Below are 26,463 nucleotides of genomic sequence, written 5' to 3' on the forward strand. Positions count from 1 at the left end.
AGACTCCGAGGGTGGTGACGAACCGGGGGAGTCCGCTGCTGCCGCGCCGGATGCCGACGGCAGTGGGGGCTCGACGGCCGCGGCGGCGAGGGCCGGCGATACGGCGGCCGACGCCGGAGCCGCCACGGCGACGACGTCTCGTGCGCGTCCCAAAACCCGCGCGGCAGGCCCGTCTTCGCGCACTGCGGAGCAGGGGCGGGTGCCCGAGCCGTCGAAGTCCGCCGAGTCGGGGGACTCCGCGGCTGCCGACGCGGATGCCGACCGCCGCGAAGGCGCGGGGGCCTCGGCTGGGACGAAGGCCGAAGCCGCCCCCGCGACGCAGCCGAAGGCGCGCCCGAAGGCTCGTCGCGTGGGCCCTCGTCCGGCGACGGCGGAGCAGGACCGGGTGCCTGCGTCGGGAACGTCCGGCGACTCCGAGGGCCGCGCCAAGCCCACCGGAGCGGGCGTGACCGGCGCGGGTGATGCCGACTCGGCCGACGAGTCCGCGCGCCGGCCGCGTGCGGCGTCGGGGGAGTGCGACGGGGCTGCGCAAGCCCGCGACGAGTCCTCGGCTTCACACGTCGACGCCGAGACGCCGACGGCGCGCGCCGACGAAGAGCGCGCGTCGGTCGATGACGACGCGGTGTCGGGGAGTTCCTCCGACGCCGCGGCGCGCCCGCCGAAGTCCGCCGGTTCGGAGCCGGCCTCCCGCCGCCCCGCGGGGGCTGCTGCGCCAACCGCGCCGAAGGAACAGCGCGCCGCGGTGGGCGCCGCGGCCGGAGCGCCGGAATCCGCGGACGGCCGCGAGGCCGACGACGGCTCCGAGACGGCCGAAGCTGCCTCGGCGGACGGCTCGTTGCCCGATGGCGTCGACAAGACTGCCGACGACGATGACGTTGCCGCCGCTGCCCCGCCCGAAGGCGACGTCAGCGACGACGCGGAATCCGACGCCGACGCCGAGTCCGACGAGGCGGATTCCGGCGATGCCGCGCCCGCTGCGGGCGATGGCGCTTCCGATGCCGCGGGTGCCGAAGTCGAAGCCGACACCGGGGCCGTCGACGGGTCCGGTCCGGATTCCGACGCGGCACCGACGGCCGAGGGCAAGGCGAAGGCCACGGCCGACGCGTCCGAGTCCGACGCCGACGGCAGCGGAGTTTCGGCCGAGGCCGAGGCCGAGCCCGAGGCCGAGCCCGAGGCCGAGCCCGAGCCCGAGGCCGAGCCCGAGGCCGAGCCCGAGCCCGAGCCCGAGGCCGAGCCCGAGGCCGAGCCCGAGCCCGAGGCCGAGCCCGAGCCCGAGGCCGAGCCCGAGCCCGAGCCCGAGCCCGAGGCCGAGGAGCCCCGGTCCACCGACGACAAGCCGAAGCCCGCTGTCGAGGCCGACACCGGACGTGCGGCCGCCGACAGTGCCGACCACGGCACACCCCCGCGCACGTCCGCGGGCGCGACCCGGTCCGGCACGGCCCAGACGGCTCGCGGCACCGCTGATGCGGATGTCGGCGAGGCGGCCGCCGCGACCGCCCCCGCCGCCACGTCCGCTGCCGCGTCCGCCTCCGCCGCCCCCGTCGTCGAGCCCAAGACGGCGGACAGCGACGTCGCCAGTCTCGTCAAGACCCGACCTGACGACGACACGGACACCGACGACACGGACACCGACGACGCCGACGAAGCCGATGCGCCGCGGAAGCGGCGGCGGTTGCCCGCCTGGGTCGAGCTGCCGCTGATGCTGGCGTTCGGGCTCGTCGTCGTGCTCGTCCTGCATACGTGGGTGGCGCAGCCGTTCGTGATCCCCAGCGGGTCGATGGAGAACACGCTGGAGATCGGCGACCGGGTGCTGGTCAACAAGCTGGCCTACTCGTTCGGTGACCATCCGAAGCGCGGTGACGTCGTGGTGTTCGACGGGACCGACGTGTTCACGTTCGATGGGAAGGGCGGCGGGCCGTCCAATCCGATCGGGAAGGCCGTCGACGCGTTCGGGTCGATGTTCGGGTTCGGGTCGTCCGACGAGACGGACTTCGTGAAGCGCGTGATCGGCATCGGCGGCGACCACGTGGTGTGCTGCGATGCGCAGGGCCGCCTCACGGTCAACGGCGTACCGCTCGACGAGAAGGACTTCCTCTACCCCGGCGACGTGCCGTCGACGATCCCGTTCGACGTCGTCGTGCCGGCCGGCGAGCTGTGGGTGATGGGCGACCACCGCGGCAACTCGGCGGACTCGCGGGAGCACATGGGCCAGCCGGGCGGTGGTTTCGTCCCGGAGGACAAGGTCATCGGCCGCGTCGAGTGGATCATCTGGCCTATCGGCCGGATGGGCGGGGTGCACCGGCCCGCGACGTTCTCCCAACCCGGTATCGACCGGCAGGAGCCGCCCCCGCGGCTGGCGTCCGGACCGGTCGCGGCGGCGGGGCCGCCGTCGGATCGGGGCCGTGGGTAAGCGCGGCAAGCCCCGCACGTCGTCCCGTCCCGGGGAGGAACGCGAGCGTACGGCCGCCCCCGAACCCGCCCCGCCGCCGCCGGCCGGCCCCGAGCCGCCGGATCCGGAACCGTCCGCGGCGGAGACCACGGCGCAGCTCCGCCCGGTGCCCGCGGCCGACGGCACCGCCCGCCCCGGCCGTGCCGCCGCGCGCGCCAAGGCGTCCGGCAAGGGCCGCGGCGGGACCCGGCGGCGGCGCCGTCCCGCGTCGCTGCTGCGCGAGCTGCCGATGCTGGTCGTGGTCGCGGTGGTGATCGCCCTGCTCATCAAGACGTTCTTCGTGCAGGCGTTCTTCATCCCGTCCGGCTCGATGGAACAGACCATCGGCATCGGCGACCGGGTGCTCGTGGACAAGTTCACGCCGTGGTTCGGCGCCACGCCGGAACGCGGCGAGGTGGTGGTGTTCCGCGACCCGGGCGGCTGGCTCCAGCACAAGCCGAAGAACGATCCGCCGCCGGGCATCAAGCAGCTGAAGCAGGCGATGGTCTTCGTCGGCCTGACGCCGGCCAACGACGAGCAGGACCTCATCAAACGGGTGATCGGGGTCGGCGGCGACACGGTCGCGTGCTGCGATCCGTCGGGGCGCGTGACGGTCAACGGCGTACCGCTCGACGAGCCGTACATCTATCCCGGAAACGCGCCGTCCAATCTGCCTTTTTCGGTCAAAGTGCCGAAGGGCCGCCTGTGGGTGATGGGGGACCACCGGGGCGACTCCGCGGACTCCCGGGCACACCAGGACCGGCCCTACCAGGGCACCATCTCGGAGGACGACGTCGTAGGCCGCGCCTTCACGGTCGCCTGGCCGGTCGGCCGCTGGCGGACCCTCCCGGTGCCCGGCACGTTCGCGGACGCCGGGAAATTTACCCAATCGAGTGCTGCGAGCGCGGTTCTCCCGAGCGTTCCGGTCGTTATGGGCTTGACGGGTGCCGTTCCGGTGATCCTGCTCCGTCGGCGTGTACGCTCGCGCCCGCGGAGCCGGGATGTCCACGCGCACCGACCGGGCTCGTGAAACGCGCCCGCAGACGAAGCATGACGATGGACGGATGGTCGGCGAGCCCGCGCGCCGGGCGCCGCCGGCACAGGTACGAGGAGGCGCCGTGGGGGAAGTCGTGGTCGGAGCACGATCCGCAGGTGGAGACGACGAACCCGGTCGTACGCCCGACGAGCCGCAGCAGCGGCCCGAGCCGGGCGGCTCCGTACCTGGCGGAACGCCCGGTGGCACCCCGGCCGGCAGCCCGGCGGGCCCGGCCGGTCCAGGGCCCGGGAACGGGTCCGGCGGACCGGACGAGGGCGCGGACGGCCCCGGCGTCCCGCACCCGGGCGAGGCCCCCGGGGAGTCCGGGGCCCGGTCGGAGAACGGCGCCGCGCCCGACGCGGACACTCCGGTGGACCTGGGCAAGAACGGCGGAGCGGCGGTTCCCCCGCCCGGCGGGCCGCGCGACGAGGAGTCGACAGAGGAGCCCGCAGCCCCAGGCGGCCGTAAAGGAAGGGCCAAGAAGCCGGCAAAGAAGGGTTCTTTCTGGAAAGAACTTCCGCTGCTGCTCGCGGTCGCGCTGGTGCTGGCGCTCATCATCAAGACCTTCTTCGTGCAGGCGTTCTCCATCCCGTCCGCGTCGATGGAGGACACCATCCAGATCGGCGACCGGGTGCTCGTCGACAAGCTGACGCCGTGGTTCGGTGCCGAGCCGGAGCGCGGCGAGGTCGTCGTCTTCCACGATCCGGGCGGCAGTGACCCGTGGCTGGAAGGCACCCCCGACCAGTCGAGCAACGGGTTCGTGCGCGGTCTGCAGACGGCGCTGTCGTTCGTCGGCCTGATGCCGTCCACGAACGAGAAGGACCTCATCAAGCGCGTCATCGGGGTCGGCGGCGACACCGTGGCCTGCTGCGACGCCGCTGGCCGCATCACGGTCAACGGCGTGCCGCTCAACGAGCCCTATCTGAAGCCGGGCGTCGCCCCGTCGGAGACGCCGTTCCAGGTCACCGTCCCCAAGGGGCGGCTGTGGGTGATGGGCGACAACCGCAGCAACTCGCGGGACTCGCGGGCCCACCTGACCGGCGGCGACGCGATGACCGCGACCATCGACAAGGACGAGGTCATCGGCCGCGCGTTCACCGTCATCTGGCCGCTCGGCCGGATCCACTGGCTCGGCGTGCCGGACACCTTCGACCAGAAGGGCCTGTCGGCCGCGCCGCTGGCCCTCGGCTTCATCGGCGCGGTGCCCATGGTGCTGTGGCGGCGCAAGTGGGTCGAGACGCGCAGCGACGACGCCACGACGGGGGCGCCGCCGGCCTGACCGGTGCCGCATCCGCACTCCTCCGGGCGAGGCCGGCCCCGTACACGCGTACGGGACCGGCCTCGCCCGTCCGTGTCGGGTGCACAATCGGCGAATGACTTCGAACGACGCCGCGCAGCCCCGGGCCCACGTCAATCCGTGGCCGGAGGCGCTGCCGCATCCCGTCCCCGACTATCCGGCCGACCTGCGTGTGGACCTGGTGCGCAGGGCCGTGCGGGTGGTTTTGCTGGACGCGTCCGGGCGGGTCCTGCTGTTCAACAACAACGTGGCGCAGAGCCGGCCGTCGATCTGGTGGGACCTGCCCGGTGGCGGGCTGGACCCGGGCGAGACGTACGTCGACGCGGCCGTCCGGGAGATCTTCGAGGAGACCGGCCTACGCCTGGAACCCGCCGATGTCGGTTCACCCATATGGCGGCGCAGCTCGACGTGGACACGCGGCGAGTTCCGCCGTGTACAGCACGAATACGTGGTCGCGGCGCACGTGGCCGGAGAGGCCCCGGAGATCGACGCGCACGGATGGACCCAGGAGGAAGTCGACGAGTATGTCGGCGCACGCTGGTGGACCGTGGATGAGATCGTGTCGAGTCGGGAGCATTTCTACCCGGGGCGGCTGCCCGAGCTGCTGCCCCGCTTCCTGGCCGGGGAACTGGTGGACGAGCCGTTCGAGTGGTGGAACTGAGCGGCAGGGCGTCGGCCTGGGCCGCCCGCCGGTACACAATGGATGCGACAGCGAAGCGCAGGAGCGAGGGGCGCGCATGAGTGCGGAGGATCTCGAAAAGTACGAGACCGAGATGGAGCTTCAGCTCTACCGCGAGTACCGCGATGTCGTCGGCCTCTTCAAGTACGTCATCGAGACGGAGCGGCGCTTCTATCTCACCAACCAATACGAGCTGCACGTGCGGTCGGCCGACGGCGAAGTGTTCTTCGAACTCGCCATGGCGGACGCGTGGGTCTGGGACATGTACCGCCCGGCGCGGTTCGTGAAGAACGTGCGGGTGCTGACCTTCAAGGACGTCAACGTCGAGGAGCTGACGAAGAGCGACTTGGAGATGCCGTCGGGGAATGAGGGGTTCGGGACGTAGGGGGAGACGGGGGAGGGCGGACAGCTGAGCGTTGTGCTTGCGTTGTGGGCCCCCCTCCCCCACCCACCTTCCGGCGGTCGCGGCCTGCCGTGACCGCCGGGTCACGCCGTGTCGCAAAGTAGCCGATCTCCGGTTCCGGCGTCGGAAGTTATCCACAGGCTGGGGTTGTCCACAGCCTTGGCGATCTTGAAGCTGCGTGTCTCCCTCCCGACCCGTCATGGTCGTCGCGGAGGTGGTCCTCATGACCCGCACGCCCGACCGGCACAGCCCGGAAATCCGCGCCACGACCCGCGCCGAATCCGCCGGCGAGACCCCCGTCGGCCCCGGAGCCGGCCGCACACCCAAACCCCGCACCCCCACGACCCGCACCCCCACCACCCGCAACGCCGCCATCGGCGACTACGGCGAGCGCGTCGCCGCCCGTTTCCTCGCGGACGCCGGGCTTGTCGTCCTCGCCCGCAACTGGCGCTGCGCCCTGGGCGAGCTGGACCTCGTCGTCCGCGACGGCCCGACCCTGGTCGTCTGCGAGGTGAAGACCCGCCGGATCCCCGCGGTCGAGCACCCCCTGGCCGCCGTCACCCCCGGCAAAGCCGAACGCTTACGCCGCCTCGCCGAACGCTGGATCGCCGAACACCCCGACCTCGCCGCCCCCGGCTGCGACGTCCGCATCGACCTGGTCGCCGTGCTGCCCTCGCACCGCGGCGCCGCCCGCGTCGAGCACGTGAGGGGAGCGTGCTGACATGGTGTTCGCCCGTACCCGCTCGGTGACGCTGCTCGGCGTCGACGGCGTCGTCGTCGAAGTCCAAGCGGACATCGAACCCGGCCTCACGGTCTTCAACCTCGTCGGACTCCCCGACAAGTCGGTCACCGAATCCCGCGACCGGGTGCGCGCCGCCCTGGTCAACTCCGGCGAGGAATGGCCGCCCCGCCGCATCACCGTCGGCCTGACCCCTGCCACCGTCCCCAAAACCGGCAGCGGCTTCGACCTGGCCGTCGCCTGCGCGATCGTCGCCGCCAACGGCAAGATCGACCCGGAACTCCTCGCCGACCTGATCATGATCGGCGAGGTCGGGCTCGACGGCCGGGTACGCGCGGTCCGCGGCATCCTGCCCGCCGTCATGGCCGCTGCCGCAGCCGGGTGCGGCCGGGTGGCCGTACCCGAGTCCGTCGCCGTGGAAGCCCGCCTCGTGCCGGACATCGAGGTCCTCGGCGTCCGATCCCTCCGGCACCTGTTCGCGGTGCTGCGCGGCCTCCCGCCGCCCGACGAACCGCCGCTCCCGGCGGTCACCGGGCCCGACCCGGAAACCGTCGGCACGATGCTGATCAGCGGCCCCGGCCTGCCGCCACCCGACCTCGCCGAGGTCGCCGGACAGCGCCGCGCCCGCCGCGCCCTCGAAGTGTGCGCCGCGGGCGGACACCACCTGTACCTGCTCGGACCACCCGGCGCCGGGAAGACCATGCTCGCCGAGCGCCTGCCCGGCCTGCTGCCGCCCCTCGACCCGCCCGCCGCCCTGGAGGTCAGCGCCGTCCACTCGGTCGCCGGGACCCTGCCGCCCGACCGGCCGCTCGTCGCCGCACCGCCGTTCTGCGCACCGCACCATTCGGCCACCATGCCGAGCCTGGTCGGCGGCGGAAACGGCCTGCCCCGCCCCGGAGCCGTCTCCCTCGCCCACCACGGAGTCCTCTTCCTCGACGAAGCACCCGAATTCAGCACCCGCGTCCTCGACGCCCTGCGCCAACCCCTGGAAAGCGGCCTGGTCACCGTCGCACGCAGCGTCGGCACCCTCAGATTCCCCGCCCGGTTCCTGCTCGTCCTCGCCGCGAACCCCTGCCCGTGCGGGAGGTTCGCCGGCAAAGGCCTCGACTGCACGTGCTCGCCGGCGATGCGCGCCAAGTACCTGTCCCGGCTGTCCGGGCCGCTGCTCGACCGCATCGACGTCCGCGTCACCGTCGACCCGGTGTCCCGCGCCGAACTCTTCGCACCCACAGGTGACGGAGAGTCCACCGCCGACGTGGCCGCCCGCGTCCTCGAAGCCCGCCAACGCGCCGCACGCCGGTACGCGGACACCCCGTGGGCACTCAACGCGGAAGTCCCCGGCCGGGAACTCCGCACCCGCTGGAGCCTCGCACCCGACGCCCTCACCTCCGCCGCCCGCGACCTGGAGCGCGGCATGCTCACCGCCCGCGGCCTCGACCGCGTCCTCCGCGTCGCCTGGACGATCGCCGACCTCTCCGGCCGCGACCGGCCGAGCACGGCCGACGTCGACGCCGCCCTGGAATTCCGCACCGGCGTACCGCGCGGCACCGCCGCCGAGTTGCTCGCCCCCGCCGGCGGCGCACTCCCGGAATCCGACGCCACCCAGGCCGCACTCGCCCAACTGGCCACGCTCGACGCCGACCGCGAACGCCGCGACCGGCCCGAATGGGACACCGAGGAGTGACCCCATGAACGACGAACACGTCGCCCGCGCGGCCCTCGCCCGGATCGCCGAACCCGGCGACACCGCCATGGGCGCCGCCGTCCGGGTCCACGGCCCGCAGGAAGTCCTCCGGGTCCTGCACGGCGACGGACCGCTGCCACCCGAGTTCCGGCGCCGCGACCCGGGCGGCTACCGCGTCCGACTCGGCGGCGCCGCGGCCGCCGAAGACCTCGCCGCGGTCGCCCGCCTCGGCGGGGAGTTCGTGATCCCCGGCGACCGCGGCTGGCCCACCCAACTCGACGACCTCGGCGACGCCCGCCCCCTCGGCCTGTGGACCCGCGGCGCCGCCCGACTCCGGCACGCCGCCCTCCGCTCCGTCGCCGTCGTCGGTTCCCGCGCCGGCACCGACTACGGCACCTACGCCGCCTACGAGTTGGCCCGGGAACTCGCCGAAGCCCGCTGGTGCGTCGCCTCCGGCGGCGCCTACGGCATCGACGCGGCCGCCCACAAAGGCGCCCTCGCCGCGGGCGGCCTGACCATCGCCGTCCTCGCCTGCGGCATCGACGTGGCGTACCCGCGCGGCCACGAACGCCTGTTCGCCCGCATCGCCGAAGTCGGCACCCTCGTCAGCGAACTCCCACCCGGCAGCTCCCCAAGCCGCATCCGCTTCGTCGAACGCAACCGCGTCATCGCCGCACTCACCCCCGGCACCCTCGTCATCGAAGCCGCCGTACGCAGCGGCGCCCTCATCACCGCCCACCGCGCCGACGCCCTCGGCCGCGTCGTCATGGGCGTCCCCGGCCCGATCACCTCGCCGCAATCCGCCGGCGTCCACCAACTGCTCCGCGAGGAGGAAACCTACGTGGTCACCAGCGCCGCCGAAGTCCTCGAACACCTGGGCCGCATCGGCGAAGACCTCGCCCCCCGCAAAGCCGGCCCGGCCCGTCCCTGGGACCGCCTCCCACCCGACCTCCTACGCGTCCTCGAAGCCGTCTCCCCGTTCCGCCCCCTGCCGCCCCCGGCCATCGCCCGCGCCGCCGGCATCGCCCCCGGAGCCATCACCACCTACCTCGAAGCCCTCCGCGAACTGGGCCTAGCCACCCCACAAGACACACTCCCGGGCCCCACCCGCCTGTGGCTCCGCGCCACCCCACCCGATGCCAACACCCCGGCCCGAACCGGCGCGCTGCCGAACGGACCCGAAAGCGAGGCGATGTGACGGCCCGGAGCGGGTAAGCCGCCGGGGCTGGCCCCGTCATCGGCCGACTCGTGCGCCAGGGGAATCGAACGTGCGCCACGGGGTCCGGACGGCGCGTCGGCGCACGAGCCGGATGGGGCGGAGGCGTTCGCCGCGTACAGCAGCCGGCACGACGGGCCTGCGTGGACTGCGCGCGCACTGCGTTCGTGCGGAGGCTTCGGCAATCGCGCTGCGGAGTCGCCCTGTTCGTGTCCCCGGGCTCGTTTGCCCCACCACGTGCACGACACCACGGTCCGGAATGACGTCGAAGGGGGTTCCTGGTGCCCCGGCGACCGGGCAGCGCCGCGCGTGGTGTCCGACACACGACAGAGGCGCCCAAGCACGGGCAGCTGCGAGGCGAGCACGTATGCAAATGCCATTGTCGGCTCGCTGCGTTCCCCGGGAGGCGGTCCTCGATGGCCCGATGACCGCAGTTGATCGCACCTGATCGGAATGGTGCCGATCGGCAACAGTCCTGGAGGGGGCGCGTGGAGGCGTGCGCTGGGGCGTGGGCCGCGCCCACTACCCGTGGCGGTGCTTGACCGCGACCGATCGACTGATCAACGTTGGGGCATGGTCCCCGCAGAGCGCAGCGACGCTGTCCCGATGCCTGCCGAACTCGCCGATGCCGCCGAACGCTTCACGCGGCATCTGCGGGCCGAGCGCGGATTGTCGGCGCATTCCGTACGCGCCTACGCGGGGGACGTTGCCGCGCTGCTCGAGCACGCCCGCCGGATGGGCGTGACATCGCCGCGCGGGATCGACCTTGCCGTGCTGCGGAGTTGGCTGGCCCGCATGACCAGCCTCGGCAGTGCGCGCACCACCATCGCGCGCCGTGCCGCCGCCGCGCGGGCGTTCACCGGCTGGCTCACCGCCAACGGCATCGCCGACGCCGACGCGGGTGCGCTGCTGGCCACGCCCAAAGCACACCGGCCGCTGCCTGCCGTCCTACGCCAGGACCAGGCACGCGCCCTGCTCGACCGCCCGCGGCCGAGCCGGGCCGACACGGCCGAACCGCAGCCCTGCTCGGAGGCGGGGGTGGGGGAGACCGACCCCGAAACGGTGGCGATGCGCGACCCCGAAACCGAACCCGAACCCGCCCCCGAAACCCCCCTCGCCCTCCGCGACCAAGCCCTCCTCGAAACCCTCTACGCCACCGGCATCCGCGTAGGCGAACTCGTCGGCCTCGACGTATCCGACCTCGACCTGGAACGCCGCGTCATACGCGTCCTCGGCAAAGGCGGCAAGGAACGCACCGTCCCCCTTGGTCTCCCCGCCGTGCGTGCCGTGTCCGCCTGGCTGGACCGAGGCCGTCCCGAGTTCCGCAAGCCGCACAGCGGCAACGCGTTGTGGCTCGGCGTCCGGGGCCGCCGCCTCGACCAGCGGGCCGTGCGGGACCTCGTCCACCGGCGCCTGGCCGCCGTGCCGGACGCGCCCGATCTCGGCCCGCACGGGTTGCGGCACAGCGCCGCGACCCACCTGATCGAAGGAGGCGCGGACCTTCGTAGCGTTCAGGAGTTGCTCGGTCACGCTACGCTCGCGAGCACGCAGATCTATACGCACGTCTCGGTGGAACGACTCAAGGCCACGTATGCCCAAGCACATCCCAGGGCGTGACGGCACCACCACAACCGTGTCCGAGCCCGAAGCGGCCGGCACGCGCGGTGGTGACCCGAACCGCGCGCTGGACGCCCTCTGGCGCGAGTTCAAGCTGTCCGGGGACCCACGGCTCCGGGAGCGCCTGATCCTGCACTACTCGCCGCTGGTGAAGTACGTCGCGGGCCGCGTCGGTGTCGGCCTGCCCGCGAACGTGGACCAGGCGGACTTCGTCTCGTACGGCATCTTCGGCCTCATCGACGCGATCGAGAAGTTCGACCTCGACCGCGCGATCAAGTTCGAGACGTACGCGATCAGCCGCATCCGCGGCGCGATCATCGACGAACTCCGGGCACTCGACTGGATCCCCCGTTCGGTGCGGCAGAAGGCACGCAACGTCGAGCAGGCGATGGCCACCCTCGAAGCGCGCCTCACCCGCACCCCGTCCGAAGCCGAAGTCGCCCGCGAAATGGGCATCTCGCTCGACGATCTGCGGGCCATCTTCAGCCAGTTGTCCCTCGTCAACGTGATGGCCCTCGACGAACTCCTGCACGCCGGGTCGGAAACCGGCGACCGCCTGAGCCTGGTCGACACCCTCGAAGACACCACCGCGGACGACCCGGTCGAGGTCGCCGAGGCCCGCGAGATGCGCCACCTGCTCGCGCGCGCCATCAACGCCCTCCCGGAGCGGGAGAAGACCGTCGTCACGCTCTACTACTTCGAAGGCCTCACGCTCGCCGAGATCGGCCACGTCCTCGGCGTGACGGAGAGCCGCACCTGCCAGATCCACACCAAGGCCGTCCTGCAACTCCGCACCAAACTCGCCGACATGCGCTGAACCCCGCCCGCCTCCGCCCGTCCGCCCACCGCGGACGGCCGGTGCCGCCACGTCGCAAACCCATCACCCCACCCGGCGACCGGATCGTCACAATCTGTTAGGGATCGATTACTCCCAAGCAATAAGCTCCCCCCAATGCCCCGCACGCGTCTCCGCCTCCCCACCCCGCGCCGTACCGCACCCCCCGCCACCCGCAAGGCGCACGCCTGCCCCGCGACGGTGCCCACCACGTCCCCGCCCCCACCGAAACCACCGCCGACACCCACGCCGACGCCGACCCCGACACCAACGCCGCCGCCCCACCCGCCAACCACCCCCTCCTCCGCCGACTCCGCCGCATCGCCTGCTGGACGCTCTGCGCCCTCCTCGCCACCGTCCTCGGCACCGCCGGCCGCGTCTGGTGGGTCGCCCGCCAGGACGACCGCCCGTCCGTCGACGCGATCCTCGTCCTCGGCGCGAGCCAGTAACGACGGACGTCCCTCGCCCGTCCTCCGCGCCCGCCTGGAGCACGCGCCGGCGCTCTATCGCGAGAACGCCGCCCCACGGATCATCACCGTCGGCGGCAACCAGCCCGGCGACCGCTTCATCGAAGCGGGCTCAGGCCGCCGCCGGCTCGTCGACCGCGAAGTCGCCCCCAGCAGCAGGCTCGCGGTCCCGGTCGGCTCCGACACGCTGCAGAGCATCGCCGCCGTCGCCACCACGATGCACCGCCACCACTGGCACAGCCTGGTGATCGTCACCGACCCCTGGCATGCCTTGCGTTCCCACTCGATGGCCCGCGCCGCCGGCCTGGACGCCGCCACCTCGCCGGCCCGGCAAGGCCCCGCCGTCGAAAGCCGCGCCACGCAACTCGCGTACATCGCCCGCGAGACCGCGGCCTACCTGCACTGGTGGCTCTTCCGTCGCAGTTCCGGATTCGGCCACGGCGTCATCTGACCGCCCCCGCCGCCAAGTCCGGAGCCGCACGCCGACCGTGCGGTCATATCCGATCAATTCCCCGCAGACTCCGGCGTGGGCTGACCTCCGATGTCCGCCCGACTCCTTACCGTGGGACGCATGTCCGACCGGATAAGGCTCCCCGTCCACGCCCAGACCGCCTACCGCGAGAGCGACCAGGAGCGGTGGGTGCCCGAGCCGGGGAAACGCGCCGGGCGGACGGCTTTCCAACGCGACCGGGCCCGCGTCCTGCACTCCGCGGCCCTCCGTCGGCTCGCCGGCAAGACCCAGGTCGTGGTGCCGGGCGAGAGCCCGCCGGACGGTCGGCAGGTGCCGCGCACCCGCCTGACGCATTCGCTCGAATGCGGTCAGATCGGCCGCGAACTCGGACAGGCAATCGGCTGCGATCCCGACCTCGTCGAAACCGCCTGCCTGGCACACGACCTCGGACACCCGCCGTTCGGGCACAACGGCGAACTGGCGCTCGACCGCGCCGCGCAAGCCTGCGGCGGCTTCGAAGGCAACGCGCAAAGCCTCCGCCTCCTCACCCGCCTCGAACCCAAGACCTTCGCCGCACCCGCACCCGCACCCGCACCATCACCCGCGACCGACGCCCGAACCGAAACCCGAACCGGAACCGGAACCGAGACCGCCCACACCTTCCGCAGCGTCGGCCTCAACCTCACCCGCGCCGCCCTCGACGCGGTGCTCAAATACCCGTGGCCGCGCCGCGAAGGCGTCCGCACCTACGGCGTCTACGACGACGACCTCGACGTCTTCGCCTGGATCCGCGCCGACGCCCCCGAAGGCCGCCGCAGCCTGGAAGCCCAGGTCATGGACTGGTCGGACGACGTGGCGTACTCCGTCCACGATTTCGAGGACGCCGTCTACTCCGGCCGCATCGACCTCGACCGCCTCGCCGCCCCCGGCGAACGCGCCGCCGTCCTCGCGCTCGCCGCCGACCGCTACGCCCTCGCCCCCGACGACGAACTCGGCGCCGCGCTGGACCGCCTCCTCGCCACCGAGTTCTGGCCCGGCGCCTTCGACGGGTCGCGCCGCGCGCAAGCCGGGCTCAAGAACACCACGAGCGAACTCATCGGCCGCCTGTGCCTGGCCGCGGAAACCGAGACCCGCGCCTACTTCGGCCCCGTCCCGGGCATCCGCTACGCCGCCGACCTGCTCGTCCCGCGCGACGCCCGCCTCGAATGCGCCGTCCTCAAAGCCCTCACCGCGCACTATGTGATGGGCCGCGCCGACCTCGAACAGCTCCGCATCCGGCAGCGCACCATCGTCACCGAACTCGTCGAGATGCTCGCCGCGGGCGCCCCCGACACCCTCGACCCCGCGCTGCGCCCCGACTACGCGGCCGCCCCGGACGCCGCCGCCCGCCTCCGCGTGGTCGTCGACCAGGTCGCCTCGCTCACCGACGAGGCCGCCGTCGTCCTGCACCGCGCCGTCGGCCGCCGCACGCCCTGACCCGCACCCGCCCCATCACCTCCGCCCCTCCGTGCTCTGTCCCACCCACTCCGCCCGCCCCTCCCGCACCACCCGGTTGACGCCTGTGCGACGCTGGATGGTGCCCGGCCGCGACCCGGCCCGGCACCTCCCGAGAACCCGCAGGCAAAAACCCGGAGCCCCCGTGCGCATCGAACCCGTCCCCGTGGCCGAGATCTTCGACCTGCGCTGGTCGGTCCTGCGCGCCGGACTCCCGCGGGAGACCGCGGTGTATCCGGAGGACGCCCTCCCGGGCACGTTCCACCTGGCCGCGTACGACGACGCCGACCGGGTCGTGGGCTGCGTCACGTTCTTCCCGGACCCCCTCGACGGCACCCCCGCCCACCGCTTCCGCGGCATGGCCAGCGACCCCGAGGTCCGCGGGCAGGGCTACGGCGCCGCCGTCCTGCGCGCCGGGCTCGCCGAGTGCGCCGCCCGCGGCGCCACGCTCGTGTGGTGCAACGGCCGCACGTCCGCCCGCGGGTTCTACGAGCACCTCGGCTTCAAGGCCGTCGGCGACGAGTTCACCACTCCGCCCACCCACGTCCCGCACTACGTCTTCACCTACGACGTCCCCGCCGTCTGACCGGTCCCCGACCGGTCCCGACCGGCTCCGCCCGCCCCCTCCCACCCGTCCGCCCCGTCGGTCCGGGGCCGTAAACTCGACCGCATGGCGGGCCGGATTCGGGACGAGGATGTGAAGCGGGTCCGCGAGGCGGCCCGCATCGACGAGGTCGTCGGCGAGCACCTCCAGCTCCGCAACGCTGGCGGCGGCAACCTCAAAGGCCTGTGCCCGTTCCACGACGAGAAGTCGCCGTCGTTCAACGTCGCCCCCGCCAAAGGCCTCTTCCACTGCTTCGGCTGCCAAGAGGGCGGCGACGTCATCGAGTTCGTGAAGAAGGTGGAACACCTCACCTTCTCCGAAGCGGTCGAGCGGCTGGCCGCGCAGTACAACGTGGAACTGCGCTACGAGGAAGGCGGCTACACGCCCGGCCGCCAGCAGGGCCAGCGGACCCGTCTCGTCGAGGCACACCGCGCCGCCGCGGCGTTCTTCGCCGAGCAGCTCGGTTCGGCCGAGGCGATGATCGCGCGGCAGTTCCTCGCCGACCGCGGGTTCACCCAGGCCGACGCCGAGCACTTCGGGATCGGGTACGCGCCCGCCGGCTGGGAGCACCTCGTCCGCTACCTGCGCGGCAAGGGCTTCACCCCGCAGGAGCTGCTCACCGGCGGCCTGGCCAGCGAGGGCCGGCGCGGCCCGATGGACCGGTTCCGGGGCCGCCTGATGTGGCCGATCCGCGACATCGGCGGCGACGTCATCGGCTTCGGCGCGCGGCGGCTGCGCGACGACGACAACGGCCCGAAGTACCTCAACACCCCCGAGACGCCGATCTACAAGAAGTCGCAGGTGCTGTACGGCCTCGACCTCGCCAAGAAGGACATCGCCAAGTCCGGCCGGGCCGTCGTCGTCGAGGGCTACACCGACGTCATGGCCTGCCACCTCGCGGGCGTGCCCGGCGCGATCGCGACGTGCGGGACGGCGTTCGGCGAGGACCACATCAAGGTCCTGCGGCGCCTCCTCATGGACAGCGACGGCTTCCGCGGCGAGGTCATCTACACCTTCGACGGCGACGCGGCGGGGCAGAAGGCGGCGCTGCGCGCGTTCGAGGAGGACCAGCGGTTCGTCACCCGCACGTTCGTCGCCGTCGAGCCCTCCGGCATGGACCCGTGCGACCTGCGCCAGACGAAGGGCGACCAGGCGGTCCGCGACCTCGTCGACTCGCGCGTGCCGCTGTTCGAGTTCGCGATCCGCAGCCGCATCGAAGGCCACGACCTGGGCACCGCGGAAGGCCGCGTCGCCGCGCTGGACGCCGCGGCGCCGATCGTCGCGGACATCAAGGACCAGGCCCTGCGGCACACCTACGCCGTCCGCCTCGACTCGTGGCTCGGGTTCCTCGACGAGCGGTTCGTCGTCGGCCGCGTCGCGCAACTCGCCCGCTGGAAACGCGAACGCGCCACGAAGGGCGCCGCGGCCGAGAGCGCGCCGCCGGACCGGGCGGCCGCCGTGCCGCGCGGCAGCCGCCCGGCGGACGGCCGCGACACGCGCCAGACGGTGCAGCGCGAAGTCCTCAAGCTCGCCCTGCAGTACCCGGGGCTGGTCGCGTGGGCGTTCGACGGCTTCGGTGTGGACGAGTTCACGGTGCCGCCCTACGCCGCCGTCCGCGCCGCGATGGACACCGCCGGCGGCCTCAACGGCCCTGCCGTCGAGACAGGGTGGATCCCGGCAGTCCGCGAGGCCGCCGCCGACGACACGGTGCGGGCCCTGGTCACGGAACTGGCGGTCGAGGCGCCCTACCAGTCCCGCGTGCCGGACGACGTCTATGCGGGGGGGTGCTTGGTCAGCCTGCGGGTCTACTCCGCCGACGCCCGCATCGCCGACGTGAAGTCGCGGCTCCAGCGGCTCGACCCGGCCGCCGCGCCGGAGGATTACGCGGCGACCTTCCAGGAACTGATGGACCTGGAGAAGTACCGCCGTTCCCTTCTCGACAACGGCGCCGCGGCGCTCTAGCCGCGGCCCCCGGGCGGTTGCGGGGCGGCCTCAGGGCGGGGTGAGGCTCCGGGCCACCCGCGTCGCGGGCAGCAGCGCCAGCAGCAGGATCGCGATGCCCGCCGCATAACCCACCTGGAACGCGTCGGGCGCGTCGGCCGCAGCCTGCCCGGCCAGCGACCGGGCCAGGATCAGCGAAAGGAACGCCGTCCCGATCGACGCGCCCACCTGCTGGGTGATCGCCAGCATCGTGCTCGCCGCCGGGATCTCCTCCTGCGGCAGGCCGGACACCGCCGACGACATCGTCGGCATCATCGTGAAGCCCATGCCCGTGCCGGTCACGAACAGCGCGGCGCCGAGTCCCCACACCGGCGCGTCCGCACCCGCGCCGACCTGCACGGCGAACGCCCCCAGCCCGATCGCCGACAGCGACAGCCCGGACAGCAGCAGCCGTCGCGGCCCCACCCGGGGGAGCAGCCGCCCGCACACCGGCATCGTCGCCAGCGTGCCGACGCCCTGCGGCAGCATCAGCAAGCCCGTCGCCATGGCGCTTTCGCCGCGCACCGTCTGGAAATACAGCGGCGCGAGCAGCAGCATCCCGAAGAACCCGCACATGAACAGCACCAGCGCCCCGCCCGAGGCCCGCACCGAAGGCCGCCGCAGCAGCCGCAGATCGATCAGCGGATTCCGCGACCGCAGCGCGTGGACGACGAACGCGACGGCCAGCGCCGCCCCGACAGCCGTCGGCAGTGCCGCCGACACGGAGCCGAAGTCGCCGCGGTGCGCGCCCGTCGTGAGGCCGTACAGCAGCGCCGACAGGCCGGGGGAGAGGAGCACCAAGCCGACCAGGTCCAGCGGCTTGCCGGGCTGCGCGTCGCCGTGGTCGAGGAACCGGGAGGCGAGCACCAGCGCAAGCACCGCGAACGGCAGGTTCAGGTAGAAGATCCAGCGCCACGACGCAGCGTCGACGAGCCAGCCGCCGACCAGCGGGCCCAGCATCGGCCCCAACTGCATCGGCACGCCGACAATTGCCATGATCCGGGGCACCTGGTTCCCGGCCCGCCGGGTCATGATCGTCATGCCGACCGGCATGATCATCCCGCCGCCGATGCCCTGGACCACACGGAACGCGATCAGCGACTCCACCGACCACGCCATCCCGCACAGCACCGACCCGGCCAGGAACGCACCCACCGATGCGAAATACAGCCGCCGGGTGCCGAACCTGCCGATCGCCCACGCCGTCACCGGAATCACCGCGGCGAGCGCGAGGGTGTACGCGGTCGCGACCCACTGCACCGTCGTGATGGACGCCCCGAAGTCCCCCGACAGCCGCCGCAAGGCGACGTTGACCGCCGTCATGTCGAGCCCGGTCATCGCCATACCGAGGACGACTACGAGCGCGGTCGCGAGCAGCCGCCTCTCCAGCGGCTCCGTTTCGGCGGACGGCAGCGCCCCGGTCGGCGCCGATTCAGGACGGTTGACGTCCGTGTCCATGTTCCTGCCCCTCCTGGCCGATGCCGTTGCCGGTCACGACCCGTAGGGGCGCACGGCCTTCGCGTCCCGCAGCGCCCGCGCCCACCACACGACCTGGTCCAGCAACGTCCGTGCCGCCTTCCCGCAGCTCTCGGCATCGCGCGGCTCGGGCCCGTCGAACGTCGCGGCGGCGCCGTGGAAGCTGACGGTTTCGCGCACCGTCACCGCGTGCAGCTCGGCGAAGACCTGGCGCAGGTGCTCGACCGCGCGCAGGCCCCCGGACAGGCCGCCGTAGGCGACGAAGCCGACGGGCTTGGCCTGCCATTCGGCGAAGTGCAGGTCGATCAGGTTCTTCAGCGCCGCCGGGTAACTGTGGTTGTACTCGGGCGTGACCACGACGAACGCGTCAGCGGCGGCCAAGCGCGGGGTCACCGCGGCCAGCAGCGCCGCGTCGGCGGGGTCGGGGGCCTGGCCGTAGCCGGGCATGGCGGACGGCAGCGGCGTCGCGACCAGGTCGACGACGTCGACGTCGAGGTCGTCGCGCTCGGCGGCGATCCCGGACAGCCACGTCGCGACCGTCGGGCCGAACCGGCCGCCGCGGGTACTGCCGACGATCACCGCGAGACGCAGCCGGTCGGCGGAGCCGCCGGCCGGGGCGGCGGACGCGGCGACGGAAACCGCGGCGGGAGTGGTGGTGGATGCGGACATGGGAGGACCTCCGGGCAAGCATTGTGTGTACACCGTTATCGATGTGAGTACACCGTACACATCACTGTGTACGGTGTACAGCAGTTGATACGGTGTACGCACCGGCGCCCCGGCCGGCGGACCGAAGGGACACCCGATGGCCCCCCAGCACGCAAATCCCGAGCCCGCCGAACCGGCCACCCTCTGGGAGCGCATCGAACGCCCCGCCAAAGCCCCCCGCACCACGCTCAGCCACGCCTCGATCGCCGCCGCCGCCGTCGAAATGGCCGACGCCGAAGGCCTGGAAGCCGTCTCCATGCGCAAGCTCTCCGGCCACCTCGGCGTCACCACCATGGCCCTCTACCGCTACGTCACGGGCAAGGACGAACTCTTCGAGCTGATGCTCGACACCGCATTCGCCGCCCGCCCCCCGGCCGCCCCCGCCCCCGGCTGGCGCGGCGCCATGCGCGCCCACGCCGAACGCAGCCGCACCACCGCCCTGCGGCACCCCTGGATCCTCGAACTCACCGCCACCCAGGTCGTCACCCTGACCCCCAACGTGGTCGCCGAGATCGACGCCGCACTCGGCGCCTTCACCGCGGCCGGCCTCGACGCCGACACCGCCATGGCCGCGGTCCAGACCGTCCGCGCCTACATCCGCGGCGCCCTCGCCGACGAAATCGGCCAGCGCGAACTGATGAAACGCCAGAACTGGTCCGACGGCGACGACTTGCGCGACGCCTACGGCCCCCGCATGAACTGGCTCATGGAAACCGGCCGCTACCCCGCCTACCGCGACTACACCAAAACCGCCCGCCGCAAAGACGACTTCGCGTGGCGCTACGACTTCGGGCTCGACTGCGTCCTCGACGGCCTCGCCGCCCGCCTCGGCATCTAGAGCCCGCCCGTCCCCAGTCCCGTCCCCGTATCCGGGCCGCCCGCCGACCGGCCGGGCCCGACGCGCCACGCCGAACCGCGAAATCGTCCAGTCCCCTTGCGGCACGGGCAAATTAGCCCATCTCACCGCTCCCGGAGTCTTCGGTTCCGGGGCACAGTGGCGCAAACTGGGGAACGTGCCGCAGCCCACCCCACGGCGCGCGGAGGCGCCCGGCCGGCCGCCCCCGCAGCACCCGGACGACGCGCCCGAACCCCCCGGCCCGCCGCTCGTGCCCGGTACCGCCCCGGCACCGGAACCCGGCGACGACGACCCTCCCGAGGCCCCCGCCCGCGACGAAGGCCACGGGCCCGCCGCCGACCTCCTGCGGCTCTACCTGCGCGAGATCGGCCGCGTCCCGCTGCTCACCGCCGCCGATGAAGTGGACCTCGCCCGCGCCGTCGAAGCCGGGCTGTTCGCCGAGGAGAAACTCGCCCGGCGCCCACACGACCCCGACCACGATCCCGACCGCGACCCCGACCTCGACCCGGCCCTGCGCGCCGCACTCGAACGCCTCGCCGCCGACGGCGCCGCCGCCAAACGCCGCCTCATCGAAGCCAACCTGCGCCTTGTCGTCTCCATCGCCAAGCGCTACGTCGGCCGCGGCCTCGGCCTCCTCGACCTCGTCCAGGAAGGCAACCTCGGACTCATCCGCGCCGTCGAGAAGTTCGACTACACCCGCGGCTACAAGTTCTCCACCTACGCCACCTGGTGGATCCGGCAAGCCATGAGCCGCGCCCTCGCCGACCAGGCCCGCACCATCCGCGTCCCCGTCCACGTCGTCGAACTCATCAACCGGGTCATCCGCGTCCAACGCCGCCTCGCCCAGGAACGCGGCGAAGAGCCCACGCCCGCCGACGTCGCCGCCATCCTCGACCTCGACTCCACGCGCATCGTGGAAGTCCTCCGGCTCGCCCAGGAACCGGTCTCCCTGCACACCCCCGTCGGCGAAGACGACGTCTTCCTCGGCGACATCGTCGAAGACGGCGACGCCGCCTCACCCGCCGAATCCGCCGCCGGCATCCTCCTCCGCGAACACCTCGAAGCGCTTCTCGCCACCCTCGGCGACCGCGAGCAAAACGTCGTCCGCCTCCGTTACGGCCTCACCGACGGCCGCCCCCACACCCTCGAGGAAATCGGGCAGCACTTCGGCGTCACCCGTGAACGCATCCGCCAAATCGAATCCCGCACCCTGAACAAACTCCGCGACCGCTCCTACGCCGACCAACTCCGCGGCTATCTCGACACCTAGTCCGGGCACCGTCCGGCCGGCAGTCCCGCCAGTAGTCCCGCCGGTAGTCCCACCAGCCCCATCGACCCCGCCGCACACGTCTTCGGCCGTCATTCCGAAAGCGTCCGCGCGCCCTCCTAAACTGCGCCCATGGTCAGCATGCGCGGTCGCCTCGTCGCCGGTGTCCACTGTTCGCACCGGTCCGCCCGGATCGTCGTCTGCGACGGCGACGACGGCACCGTCCTGCGGCAGACCGTCGTCCGCTTCGCCGACGGCGCCCACGGCGACCCCGTCTCGTGGCTCCGCGCGTTCGGCGAAGCCGCCGGCGGCGGAACCCTCGACGGCGTCGAAGCCATCGGCGTCACCGCACAGGGCCACGGCCTCATCGCCCTCGACGGCCAAGGCGTCGTCGTGGCACCTCCGTTGCCCCAGGACGACATCAGCGCATCCGGCTCCGCCGCGGAACTCGCCGAAGAACTCGGCGGGCCCGGCGCCTGGTACGACGCCACCGGCCTCGTCCCCTCGCACACCACCGCCGTCTCCCACCTGCGCCGCCTCGCCCGCCACGAACCCGACGAAGCCGCCCGCGTCGCCGCCGCGGCCCTCCCGCACGACTGGCTCACCTGGCAACTCCTCGGCTGCCCCGCCGAATTGACCACCGACCGGTCCGACGCGTCGACCACCGGCTACTGGTCCCCGGAAACCGGCACCTGGCGCGACGACCTCGCCGAACGCGCCTTCGGCCGCGCCCTGCGCCTACCCCGCCTCGTCGCCCCCGGCGAAGCCGCCGGACGCACGCCCGAAGGCGTCCTCATCTCCGCCGGCGCCGGTGCCGAAGCGGCCCTCGCGTTCGGTCTCGGCCTCGAACACGGCGACGTGGTGGTGGCCGTCGGCGCCTCCGGCGCGGCCTTCGCCGTCCACGACGAGATCCCCCTCGACGCCGGACCCGCCCTGGTCTGCCTCGCCGACGCCACCGGCCGCCGCATGCCGCTCGTCCGCACCCTCAACGCCGTCCGCGTGCTGCGCGGCGCCGCCGCCATGCTCGGCGTCGACACCGCCGGCTACGACGAACTCGCGCTGCGCTCCACCCCGGGCGCCTGCGGCCTCGTCATGCTGCCCTACCTGGACGGCGAAGACGTCCCCCACCTCCCGCACGCCGCGGGCACCCTCACCGGCCTGCACCGCGAGAGCATGACGCCCGAAGCGTTCGCCCGCGCCGCGACCGAAGGCATGATGTGCGGGCTCGCCGACGGGCTCGACGTCCTGCGCCGCAACGGCGTCCCCGTCGAACGCGCCGTCCTCGTCGGCGTCGGCGCCCGCTCCGCCGCCGTCCGCGCGGTCGCCCCCATGCTGCTCGGATTGCCCGTCGCCGTGCCCGACCCCGCCGATTCCGCCCGCGCCGCCGCCCTGGGCGTCGCCCGGCAGGCCGCCTGGGCACTCTCCGGCAAGCCCGACGTCCCGGCCTGGCCGCGCCCCGGCGCCGACTTCACCGTCCTGTCCGACGAAGACGCGGCGATCGGCACGGCCGTGCGCGAGCAGTACCGCGACGTCCGCAACCGGCTGCACCCCGAGGCGGCCGCCGCGGACGCGGCCCCCAACCCCGGACGGCACCGCCGCAACTGACCCGCAACGGGCGGCCGGGCCCGGCCCCTTCGCCGACCGGCGCCTCGCCGGACCGGTGGCTCTACAGGCCGTCGTCGTAGCGGCCGTGGGCCGACGAGCCGTTGTGCGAGTGCCCGTCGTGGCGCAGGTGGCGGCCTACGCGCTCCGGCAGGTGCTCGCCGATCTTCTGGACCGCCTTGCCGCTCGCGTCGCGCCCGAAGCCCGCCGCGGCATGTCCGGCGCTCTGCACCGGCGTGCTGTCGACGAAGCTGCGCGTCGCCTTGGCGAGCTGCTCGTAGCGCTCGCGTCCGGCCTTCGCGCCCAGGACGTACCCGACGGCCAGGCCGGCGACGAAAGTGATGCGGGTGCCCATGAGGAGTCCCTCCGAGGTGGTGTGCGAATGCGGGGGCCCGTACTGTCCCGTGCCGCGTGAGCACGACTACCCGCGGGCGGCACGGGGCAACCGCGCCGGAAACCGCCCGGTACCGGCACGGGGATCGGGGCCGGTCGCGAGTCTGCCAGTCCGGCCGCCGCGGGCCCGCACACCCCGCCTCCCGCGGGCACCCGGTCCGCCCCGGAAACCGGTGTGCAAGGCACCCCCCGGAGTGCGCTAATGTATTCCACGCAGCGACCGCCGCGGTGGAAACCCAAGCGGTCAGAGCAATCCCCTGTAGCTCAATTGGCAGAGCAGCCGGCTGTTAACCGGCAGGTTACTGGTTCGAGTCCAGTCGGGGGAGCTTCACAGGAAGCTTCCAGCCCCGCGGCCCACGGCCCCGGGGCTTTTTGCCGCCCACCGCGAGAAGCCGGGAAATCCGGGGGTCCCACAGCCAGGTTCACACCTGCGAGGGACGGAGAAACCGTGCCGGAACCGGCGTTCACGGACCCCCTGCGGAATCCCGCCGCGCAGCGGAAGGCGATCAACGGCTATGCTGCCGAGGCCGATACCGGTAACGGACGGCACGGGGCGGTAGCTCAGCCGGTTAGAGCAAGGGACTCATAATCCCTCGGTCGTGGGTTCGAGTCCCACCCGCCCTACTCGCAGCACTCGACAGCCGTCGGGCATCACGACAGCGCACCTCGATCGAAGCGAGGCGCGTGACGCGTCGACACCGCGGGGTTTCCGTCGAATCGACAACGGGCACCGGCCCGGGAAACCCACACATGGTCACGTATTGTGTTTGTTCGGCTACTGTCGCGCTTCGCCCGCGAGCTTAGCAACCCGCATTGCTGTGGTCTGCGACCTTTCACTCCAACGGGTGTCTGGCGTTCGGGTGGCGTTTGACCGTAAGGCGGCTCTGCAGCGTTACCGGCACCGCAGGCCGGACACCCAGGGTCACGGCCGGGGTTGCGGCGAGACCGGCGGCGGGCACTACTGCCAGCGGAAGCCCTCGCGCATCGTCAGATCCGCGATGACGCCTTGGCCCTGGCCGTTCGGATGGAACCAGTCCCAGTGGCTCAGGTCGTTCTTGCCGAACCGCTGCGCGTTGACCGCGCCGCCGTCGTACTTGCACTGCCCGGACCACTCGCCGCACACCCGGCGCAGCACATCGTTGTAGGCGGTGATCCGGTCGCGCACCCGCTGCCGCCGGGCCAGCGAGTCCGGGTGGCTGTCCATCGGGTCGGCGAGCATCGACTGGCACACGTCGGCCGTCGACCACACCGTCCGCGCGAACGACTCGCCCCGGGCGACCTCCCACAGGCGGCCGACGTCGGGGACGCTCACCACCAGGACGTGCACGCCGGGCAACCCCTGCCGCAGCACGCCGAGGCCGTTGCGCAACTGGCGTTCGTAGTCGGCGACGGGCGTCATGTCGGCGTCCTTGTCCCGGCACGCGTCGTTGGCACCCATCAGCACAGTGACGTATTCGACGCGCTGGCCGACCGCGACCCTGGCCTGGTCGGCCAGTTCGGACATCCGGGCGCCGGTGCGCGCGTCGTTGAAGACCGCGTTCGACGGCAGTCCGAGGCGCTTGGCCTGGCTGTCCACGTCGTCGCCCGTCGCCCACGACTTCGAGGGGCAGTCCTTCAACGGGAGGGAACAGGCGTCGAAGCCGCGGGTGATCGAGTCGCCCAGCGCGGCCATCGACCGGGGCTTGGCGAGCGGCGCGGCGGCCGCGCGGGTGGACGGGTAGACCGTCGGCTTCGCCGCGGCCGCGGGGGATTGGGAGGCCGCCCGCGCACCGGGGGCGGCCTGGGCGGGGATCGTGGGTGTACCGGCGGCCGGTTGGGCGCTCTGCGGGCCCGAGGCGGCCTGGGAGCCGGCCTGGGAGGCGGCGCGGGGACCGCTCGTCGCGTCGGAGCAGGCGGTCGCCGTCGCGGTCAGTGCCAGGCAGGCGGCGGCCATGCGCATGCGGGGGATCCGGACGCGGCCGGTGCCGCTTCGGTCGCCCTGCAGCTGTGTTGTCGGACGGTGTGCTGTGTTTGTGGTGTCGGTCCCGCGCGTGCGTGCGGTTCCCCCGGTGATGCCCCCGCCCACGTTTTCCCCTCCCAGGTGCTCGCCGCGCGTCCTGTCGCGCGCCGTCGCGGTGCGGCTGTGGTGCCGCACTCGTCGTCGCCGGGTGCGGATTCGCGGAGGGATACCCCTGCGGATCCGCGCGGCGGCCCCTACTCTCGGAGGAGCCGCCCGAAATCCGGGGCTGCCGCAGGAGGTTGCCTGCCACGGCCCCTCTTGACGGTATGTCATCCCTTCGGGTGAATGCTCGATTGTCGAGGGATGAGGATGCACAGCGAGGGGCAGGGTGAGTGCAGTGACTCACAGTTCCGAGACTGTGCGTGACGTTTGATTGTCGGATGAGCGGTGTATTCCTAGCAGCACACGGGCAGTGCACACGGAGAGTGATTGTTCCGCGTGGTGCTTCCGGGATGCGTGAGGCACAATGAAAGGCGCAAACCGCACGTAGGAAGCACACTGGCCGAATCGTAGGAGCAGCGGGACAAGCAGCAGACGGACGCAACGACGGACACCCGCGTCGCGCACGAGACCAAGGCAAGACCGAGGCCGCTGGGGAAGGCGAACCTCGTCCTTAGCCTGGAGGTCCCAGTGACGACACGTGGAGTCTTGTACGTGCACTCCGCGCCGCGCGCGCTGTGCCCCCACGTCGAGTGGGCCGCACAGGGCGTTCTTGGTGTGCGCCTGAGCCTGGACTGGGTCCGCCAACCGGCCGCGCCGGGGATGCTGCGTGCCGAAATGTCGTGGCACGGCCGCCCCGGGACCGCGGCGAAGCTGGCGTCCGCGCTGCGCGGGTGGCATCTGCTGCGGTTCGAGGTGACCGAGGAGCCGTCGCCGGGCGCCGAGGGCGAGCGGTACAGCAACACCCCGGATCTGGGCATCTTCCACGCGGTCACGGGTGCGCACGGCGACATCCTGATCCCCGAGGACCGGCTGCGCGCGGTGCTGGCACGTGCCGCCCGCGGCGAGGTCGACCTGCAGCGCGAGATCGAGCGGCTGCTCGGCAAGCCGTGGGACGACGAGCTGGAGCCGTTCCGGTACGCGGGTGAGGGTGCGCCGGTGAGGTGGCTGCACCAGGTGGTGTGAGCGGGAGGACGAAAACGCCGGTGGGGGGGGGGGCCCTAGGGGGGGGGCCCCCCCCCGGGGCCGCGTGATTGGGGGGGTTGTGGTGGGGTCCAGCCCGGGGGGGGGCA

At 72.8% G+C, this 26,463-nt stretch carries 22 protein-coding genes and 2 tRNA genes; 20 read left to right on the forward strand and 4 right to left on the reverse strand.

All coding sequences use genetic code 11. The annotated features are described in order from the left end of the window. Positions 1 to 1,699 precede the first annotated feature (1,699 nt). The 14 genes from lepB (ACPA54_RS22910) (at position 1,700) to dnaG (ending at position 16,912) form a co-directional block, all read left to right on the forward strand. Positions 1,700 to 2,410, forward strand: coding sequence for a signal peptidase I (lepB, locus tag ACPA54_RS22910; protein ID WP_345673538.1), 711 nt, complete (start codon positions 1,700 to 1,702; stop codon positions 2,408 to 2,410). After that, positions 2,403 to 3,458 (forward strand): signal peptidase I, encoded by a 1,056-nt coding sequence (gene lepB, locus ACPA54_RS22915; protein WP_423532599.1) that lies wholly within the window; start codon positions 2,403 to 2,405, stop codon positions 3,456 to 3,458. The genes lepB (ACPA54_RS22910) and lepB (ACPA54_RS22915) overlap by 8 nt, the downstream gene beginning before the upstream one ends. 88 nt (positions 3,459 to 3,546) lie before the next feature. Next, positions 3,547 to 4,743, forward strand: coding sequence for a signal peptidase I (lepB, locus tag ACPA54_RS22920; protein WP_423532601.1), 1,197 nt, complete (start codon positions 3,547 to 3,549; stop codon positions 4,741 to 4,743). Positions 4,744 to 4,837: 94 nt separating this feature from the next. Continuing rightward, positions 4,838 to 5,422 (forward strand): NUDIX hydrolase, encoded by a 585-nt coding sequence (locus ACPA54_RS22925; RefSeq protein WP_423532602.1) that lies wholly within the window; start codon positions 4,838 to 4,840, stop codon positions 5,420 to 5,422. Positions 5,423 to 5,498: 76 nt separating this feature from the next. Further along, positions 5,499 to 5,825, forward strand: coding sequence for a DUF2469 domain-containing protein (locus ACPA54_RS22930; protein WP_345673291.1), 327 nt, complete (start codon positions 5,499 to 5,501; stop codon positions 5,823 to 5,825). A 274-nt stretch (positions 5,826 to 6,099) separates the two neighbouring features. Beyond that, positions 6,100 to 6,564 carry a YraN family protein gene (locus ACPA54_RS22935; protein ID WP_423532684.1) on the forward strand — a complete coding sequence of 155 codons (465 nt, stop codon included), beginning with the start codon at positions 6,100 to 6,102 and terminating at the stop codon, positions 6,562 to 6,564. Position 6,565: 1 nt separating this feature from the next. Then, positions 6,566 to 8,266, forward strand: a complete 1,701-nt coding sequence (locus tag ACPA54_RS22940; RefSeq protein WP_423532604.1) for a YifB family Mg chelatase-like AAA ATPase — start codon at positions 6,566 to 6,568, stop codon at positions 8,264 to 8,266. A 4-nt stretch (positions 8,267 to 8,270) separates the two neighbouring features. After that, entirely contained in the window at positions 8,271 to 9,464 is a 1,194-nt protein-coding gene (dprA, locus tag ACPA54_RS22945) for a DNA-processing protein DprA (RefSeq protein ID WP_423532606.1), read from the forward strand. A gap of 591 nt (positions 9,465 to 10,055) precedes the next feature. Continuing rightward, entirely contained in the window at positions 10,056 to 11,099 is a 1,044-nt protein-coding gene (locus ACPA54_RS22950; RefSeq protein WP_423532608.1) for a tyrosine recombinase XerC, read from the forward strand. Next, positions 11,074 to 11,916, forward strand: a complete 843-nt coding sequence (gene whiG / locus ACPA54_RS22955; protein WP_423532610.1) for an RNA polymerase sigma factor WhiG — start codon at positions 11,074 to 11,076, stop codon at positions 11,914 to 11,916. The genes ACPA54_RS22950 and whiG overlap by 26 nt, the downstream gene beginning before the upstream one ends. Positions 11,917 to 12,051: 135 nt before the next feature. Then, positions 12,052 to 12,852, forward strand: a complete 801-nt coding sequence (locus ACPA54_RS22960; protein WP_423532612.1) for a YdcF family protein — start codon at positions 12,052 to 12,054, stop codon at positions 12,850 to 12,852. A gap of 120 nt (positions 12,853 to 12,972) precedes the next feature. Next, the gene (locus ACPA54_RS22965) at positions 12,973 to 14,328 is read left to right on the forward strand and encodes a deoxyguanosinetriphosphate triphosphohydrolase (RefSeq protein WP_423532614.1); all 1,356 of its coding nucleotides are present in this window, start codon (positions 12,973 to 12,975) and stop codon (positions 14,326 to 14,328) included. 163 nt (positions 14,329 to 14,491) lie between these two features. Next, positions 14,492 to 14,932, forward strand: a complete 441-nt coding sequence (locus ACPA54_RS22970) for a GNAT family N-acetyltransferase (protein WP_423532616.1) — start codon at positions 14,492 to 14,494, stop codon at positions 14,930 to 14,932. A gap of 84 nt (positions 14,933 to 15,016) precedes the next feature. Beyond that, complete coding sequence (dnaG, locus tag ACPA54_RS22975; RefSeq protein WP_423532618.1) at positions 15,017 to 16,912, forward strand: DNA primase; 1,896 nt, start codon at positions 15,017 to 15,019, stop codon at positions 16,910 to 16,912. Between the two features lie 30 nt (positions 16,913 to 16,942). Here the strand turns inward: dnaG and ACPA54_RS22980 are convergent, their stop codons facing one another. Together ACPA54_RS22980 and ACPA54_RS22985 are read right to left on the reverse strand one after the other, a co-directional pair. Further along, complete coding sequence (locus ACPA54_RS22980; RefSeq protein WP_423532620.1) at positions 16,943 to 18,388, reverse strand: DHA2 family efflux MFS transporter permease subunit; 1,446 nt, start codon at positions 18,386 to 18,388, stop codon at positions 16,943 to 16,945. A 33-nt stretch (positions 18,389 to 18,421) separates the two neighbouring features. Then, complete coding sequence (locus ACPA54_RS22985; RefSeq protein WP_423532622.1) at positions 18,422 to 19,075, reverse strand: NADPH-dependent FMN reductase; 654 nt, start codon at positions 19,073 to 19,075, stop codon at positions 18,422 to 18,424. Between the two features lie 136 nt (positions 19,076 to 19,211). On the opposite strand from ACPA54_RS22985, the gene ACPA54_RS22990 reads away from it, so the two are divergent. The 3 genes from ACPA54_RS22990 (at position 19,212) to ACPA54_RS23000 (ending at position 22,842) form a co-directional block, all read left to right on the forward strand. Further along, entirely contained in the window at positions 19,212 to 19,952 is a 741-nt protein-coding gene (locus tag ACPA54_RS22990; protein ID WP_423532624.1) for a TetR/AcrR family transcriptional regulator C-terminal domain-containing protein, read from the forward strand. A gap of 166 nt (positions 19,953 to 20,118) precedes the next feature. Continuing rightward, positions 20,119 to 21,240: an RNA polymerase sigma factor gene (locus ACPA54_RS22995; protein WP_423532686.1), complete on the forward strand. Its 1,122-nt coding sequence runs from the start codon at positions 20,119 to 20,121 to the stop codon at positions 21,238 to 21,240. A gap of 129 nt (positions 21,241 to 21,369) precedes the next feature. Continuing rightward, positions 21,370 to 22,842, forward strand: coding sequence for an FGGY family carbohydrate kinase (locus tag ACPA54_RS23000; protein WP_423532626.1), 1,473 nt, complete (start codon positions 21,370 to 21,372; stop codon positions 22,840 to 22,842). A gap of 61 nt (positions 22,843 to 22,903) precedes the next feature. On the opposite strand, the gene ACPA54_RS23005 is transcribed toward ACPA54_RS23000, so the two are convergent. Then, the gene (locus ACPA54_RS23005; RefSeq protein ID WP_423532628.1) at positions 22,904 to 23,194 is read right to left on the reverse strand and encodes a hypothetical protein; all 291 of its coding nucleotides are present in this window, start codon (positions 23,192 to 23,194) and stop codon (positions 22,904 to 22,906) included. Between the two features lie 291 nt (positions 23,195 to 23,485). Between ACPA54_RS23005 and ACPA54_RS23010 the strand changes: the two genes are divergently transcribed. Continuing rightward, a tRNA-Asn gene (locus ACPA54_RS23010) sits at positions 23,486 to 23,558 on the forward strand. Between the two features lie 224 nt (positions 23,559 to 23,782). After that, positions 23,783 to 23,856, forward strand: a tRNA-Ile gene (locus ACPA54_RS23015). 334 nt (positions 23,857 to 24,190) lie between these two features. Here ACPA54_RS23015 and ACPA54_RS23020 read toward each other — a convergent pair. Then, positions 24,191 to 25,171 (reverse strand): SGNH/GDSL hydrolase family protein, encoded by a 981-nt coding sequence (locus ACPA54_RS23020; protein ID WP_423532630.1) that lies wholly within the window; start codon positions 25,169 to 25,171, stop codon positions 24,191 to 24,193. A 690-nt stretch (positions 25,172 to 25,861) separates the two neighbouring features. Between ACPA54_RS23020 and ACPA54_RS23025 the strand changes: the two genes are divergently transcribed. Continuing rightward, positions 25,862 to 26,356: a DUF3145 domain-containing protein gene (locus ACPA54_RS23025; protein WP_345673307.1), complete on the forward strand. Its 495-nt coding sequence runs from the start codon at positions 25,862 to 25,864 to the stop codon at positions 26,354 to 26,356. The last annotated feature ends 107 nt before the right edge of the window (positions 26,357 to 26,463 follow it).

Source organism: Uniformispora flossi (assembly GCF_049534875.1).
GTDB classification, from domain to species: Bacteria; Actinomycetota; Actinomycetes; order Streptomycetales; family Streptomycetaceae; genus Yinghuangia; species Yinghuangia aomiensis.

Excerpts from the sequence above, each read along its gene's own strand:
- lepB (WP_345673538.1), top strand. The coding sequence starts at position 1,700 with ATGCTGGCGTTCGGGCTCGTCGTCGTGCTCGTCCTGCATACGTGGGTG.
- ACPA54_RS22925 (WP_423532602.1), top strand. The coding sequence starts at position 4,838 with ATGACTTCGAACGACGCCGCGCAGCCCCGGGCCCACGTCAATCCGTGG.
- ACPA54_RS22930 (WP_345673291.1), top strand. The coding sequence starts at position 5,499 with ATGAGTGCGGAGGATCTCGAAAAGTACGAGACCGAGATGGAGCTTCAG.
- ACPA54_RS22940 (WP_423532604.1), top strand. The coding sequence starts at position 6,566 with ATGGTGTTCGCCCGTACCCGCTCGGTGACGCTGCTCGGCGTCGACGGC.
- dprA (WP_423532606.1), top strand. The coding sequence starts at position 8,271 with ATGAACGACGAACACGTCGCCCGCGCGGCCCTCGCCCGGATCGCCGAA.
- ACPA54_RS22950 (WP_423532608.1), top strand. The coding sequence starts at position 10,056 with ATGGTCCCCGCAGAGCGCAGCGACGCTGTCCCGATGCCTGCCGAACTC.
- whiG (WP_423532610.1), top strand. The coding sequence starts at position 11,074 with ATGCCCAAGCACATCCCAGGGCGTGACGGCACCACCACAACCGTGTCC.
- ACPA54_RS22960 (WP_423532612.1), top strand. The coding sequence starts at position 12,052 with ATGCCCCGCACGCGTCTCCGCCTCCCCACCCCGCGCCGTACCGCACCC.
- ACPA54_RS22965 (WP_423532614.1), top strand. The coding sequence starts at position 12,973 with ATGTCCGACCGGATAAGGCTCCCCGTCCACGCCCAGACCGCCTACCGC.
- dnaG (WP_423532618.1), top strand. The coding sequence starts at position 15,017 with ATGGCGGGCCGGATTCGGGACGAGGATGTGAAGCGGGTCCGCGAGGCG.
- ACPA54_RS22980 (WP_423532620.1), bottom strand. The coding sequence starts at position 18,388 with ATGGACACGGACGTCAACCGTCCTGAATCGGCGCCGACCGGGGCGCTG.
- ACPA54_RS22985 (WP_423532622.1), bottom strand. The coding sequence starts at position 19,075 with ATGTCCGCATCCACCACCACTCCCGCCGCGGTTTCCGTCGCCGCGTCC.
- ACPA54_RS22990 (WP_423532624.1), top strand. The coding sequence starts at position 19,212 with ATGGCCCCCCAGCACGCAAATCCCGAGCCCGCCGAACCGGCCACCCTC.
- ACPA54_RS23000 (WP_423532626.1), top strand. The coding sequence starts at position 21,370 with ATGGTCAGCATGCGCGGTCGCCTCGTCGCCGGTGTCCACTGTTCGCAC.
- ACPA54_RS23005 (WP_423532628.1), bottom strand. The coding sequence starts at position 23,194 with ATGGGCACCCGCATCACTTTCGTCGCCGGCCTGGCCGTCGGGTACGTC.
- ACPA54_RS23020 (WP_423532630.1), bottom strand. The coding sequence starts at position 25,171 with ATGCGCATGGCCGCCGCCTGCCTGGCACTGACCGCGACGGCGACCGCC.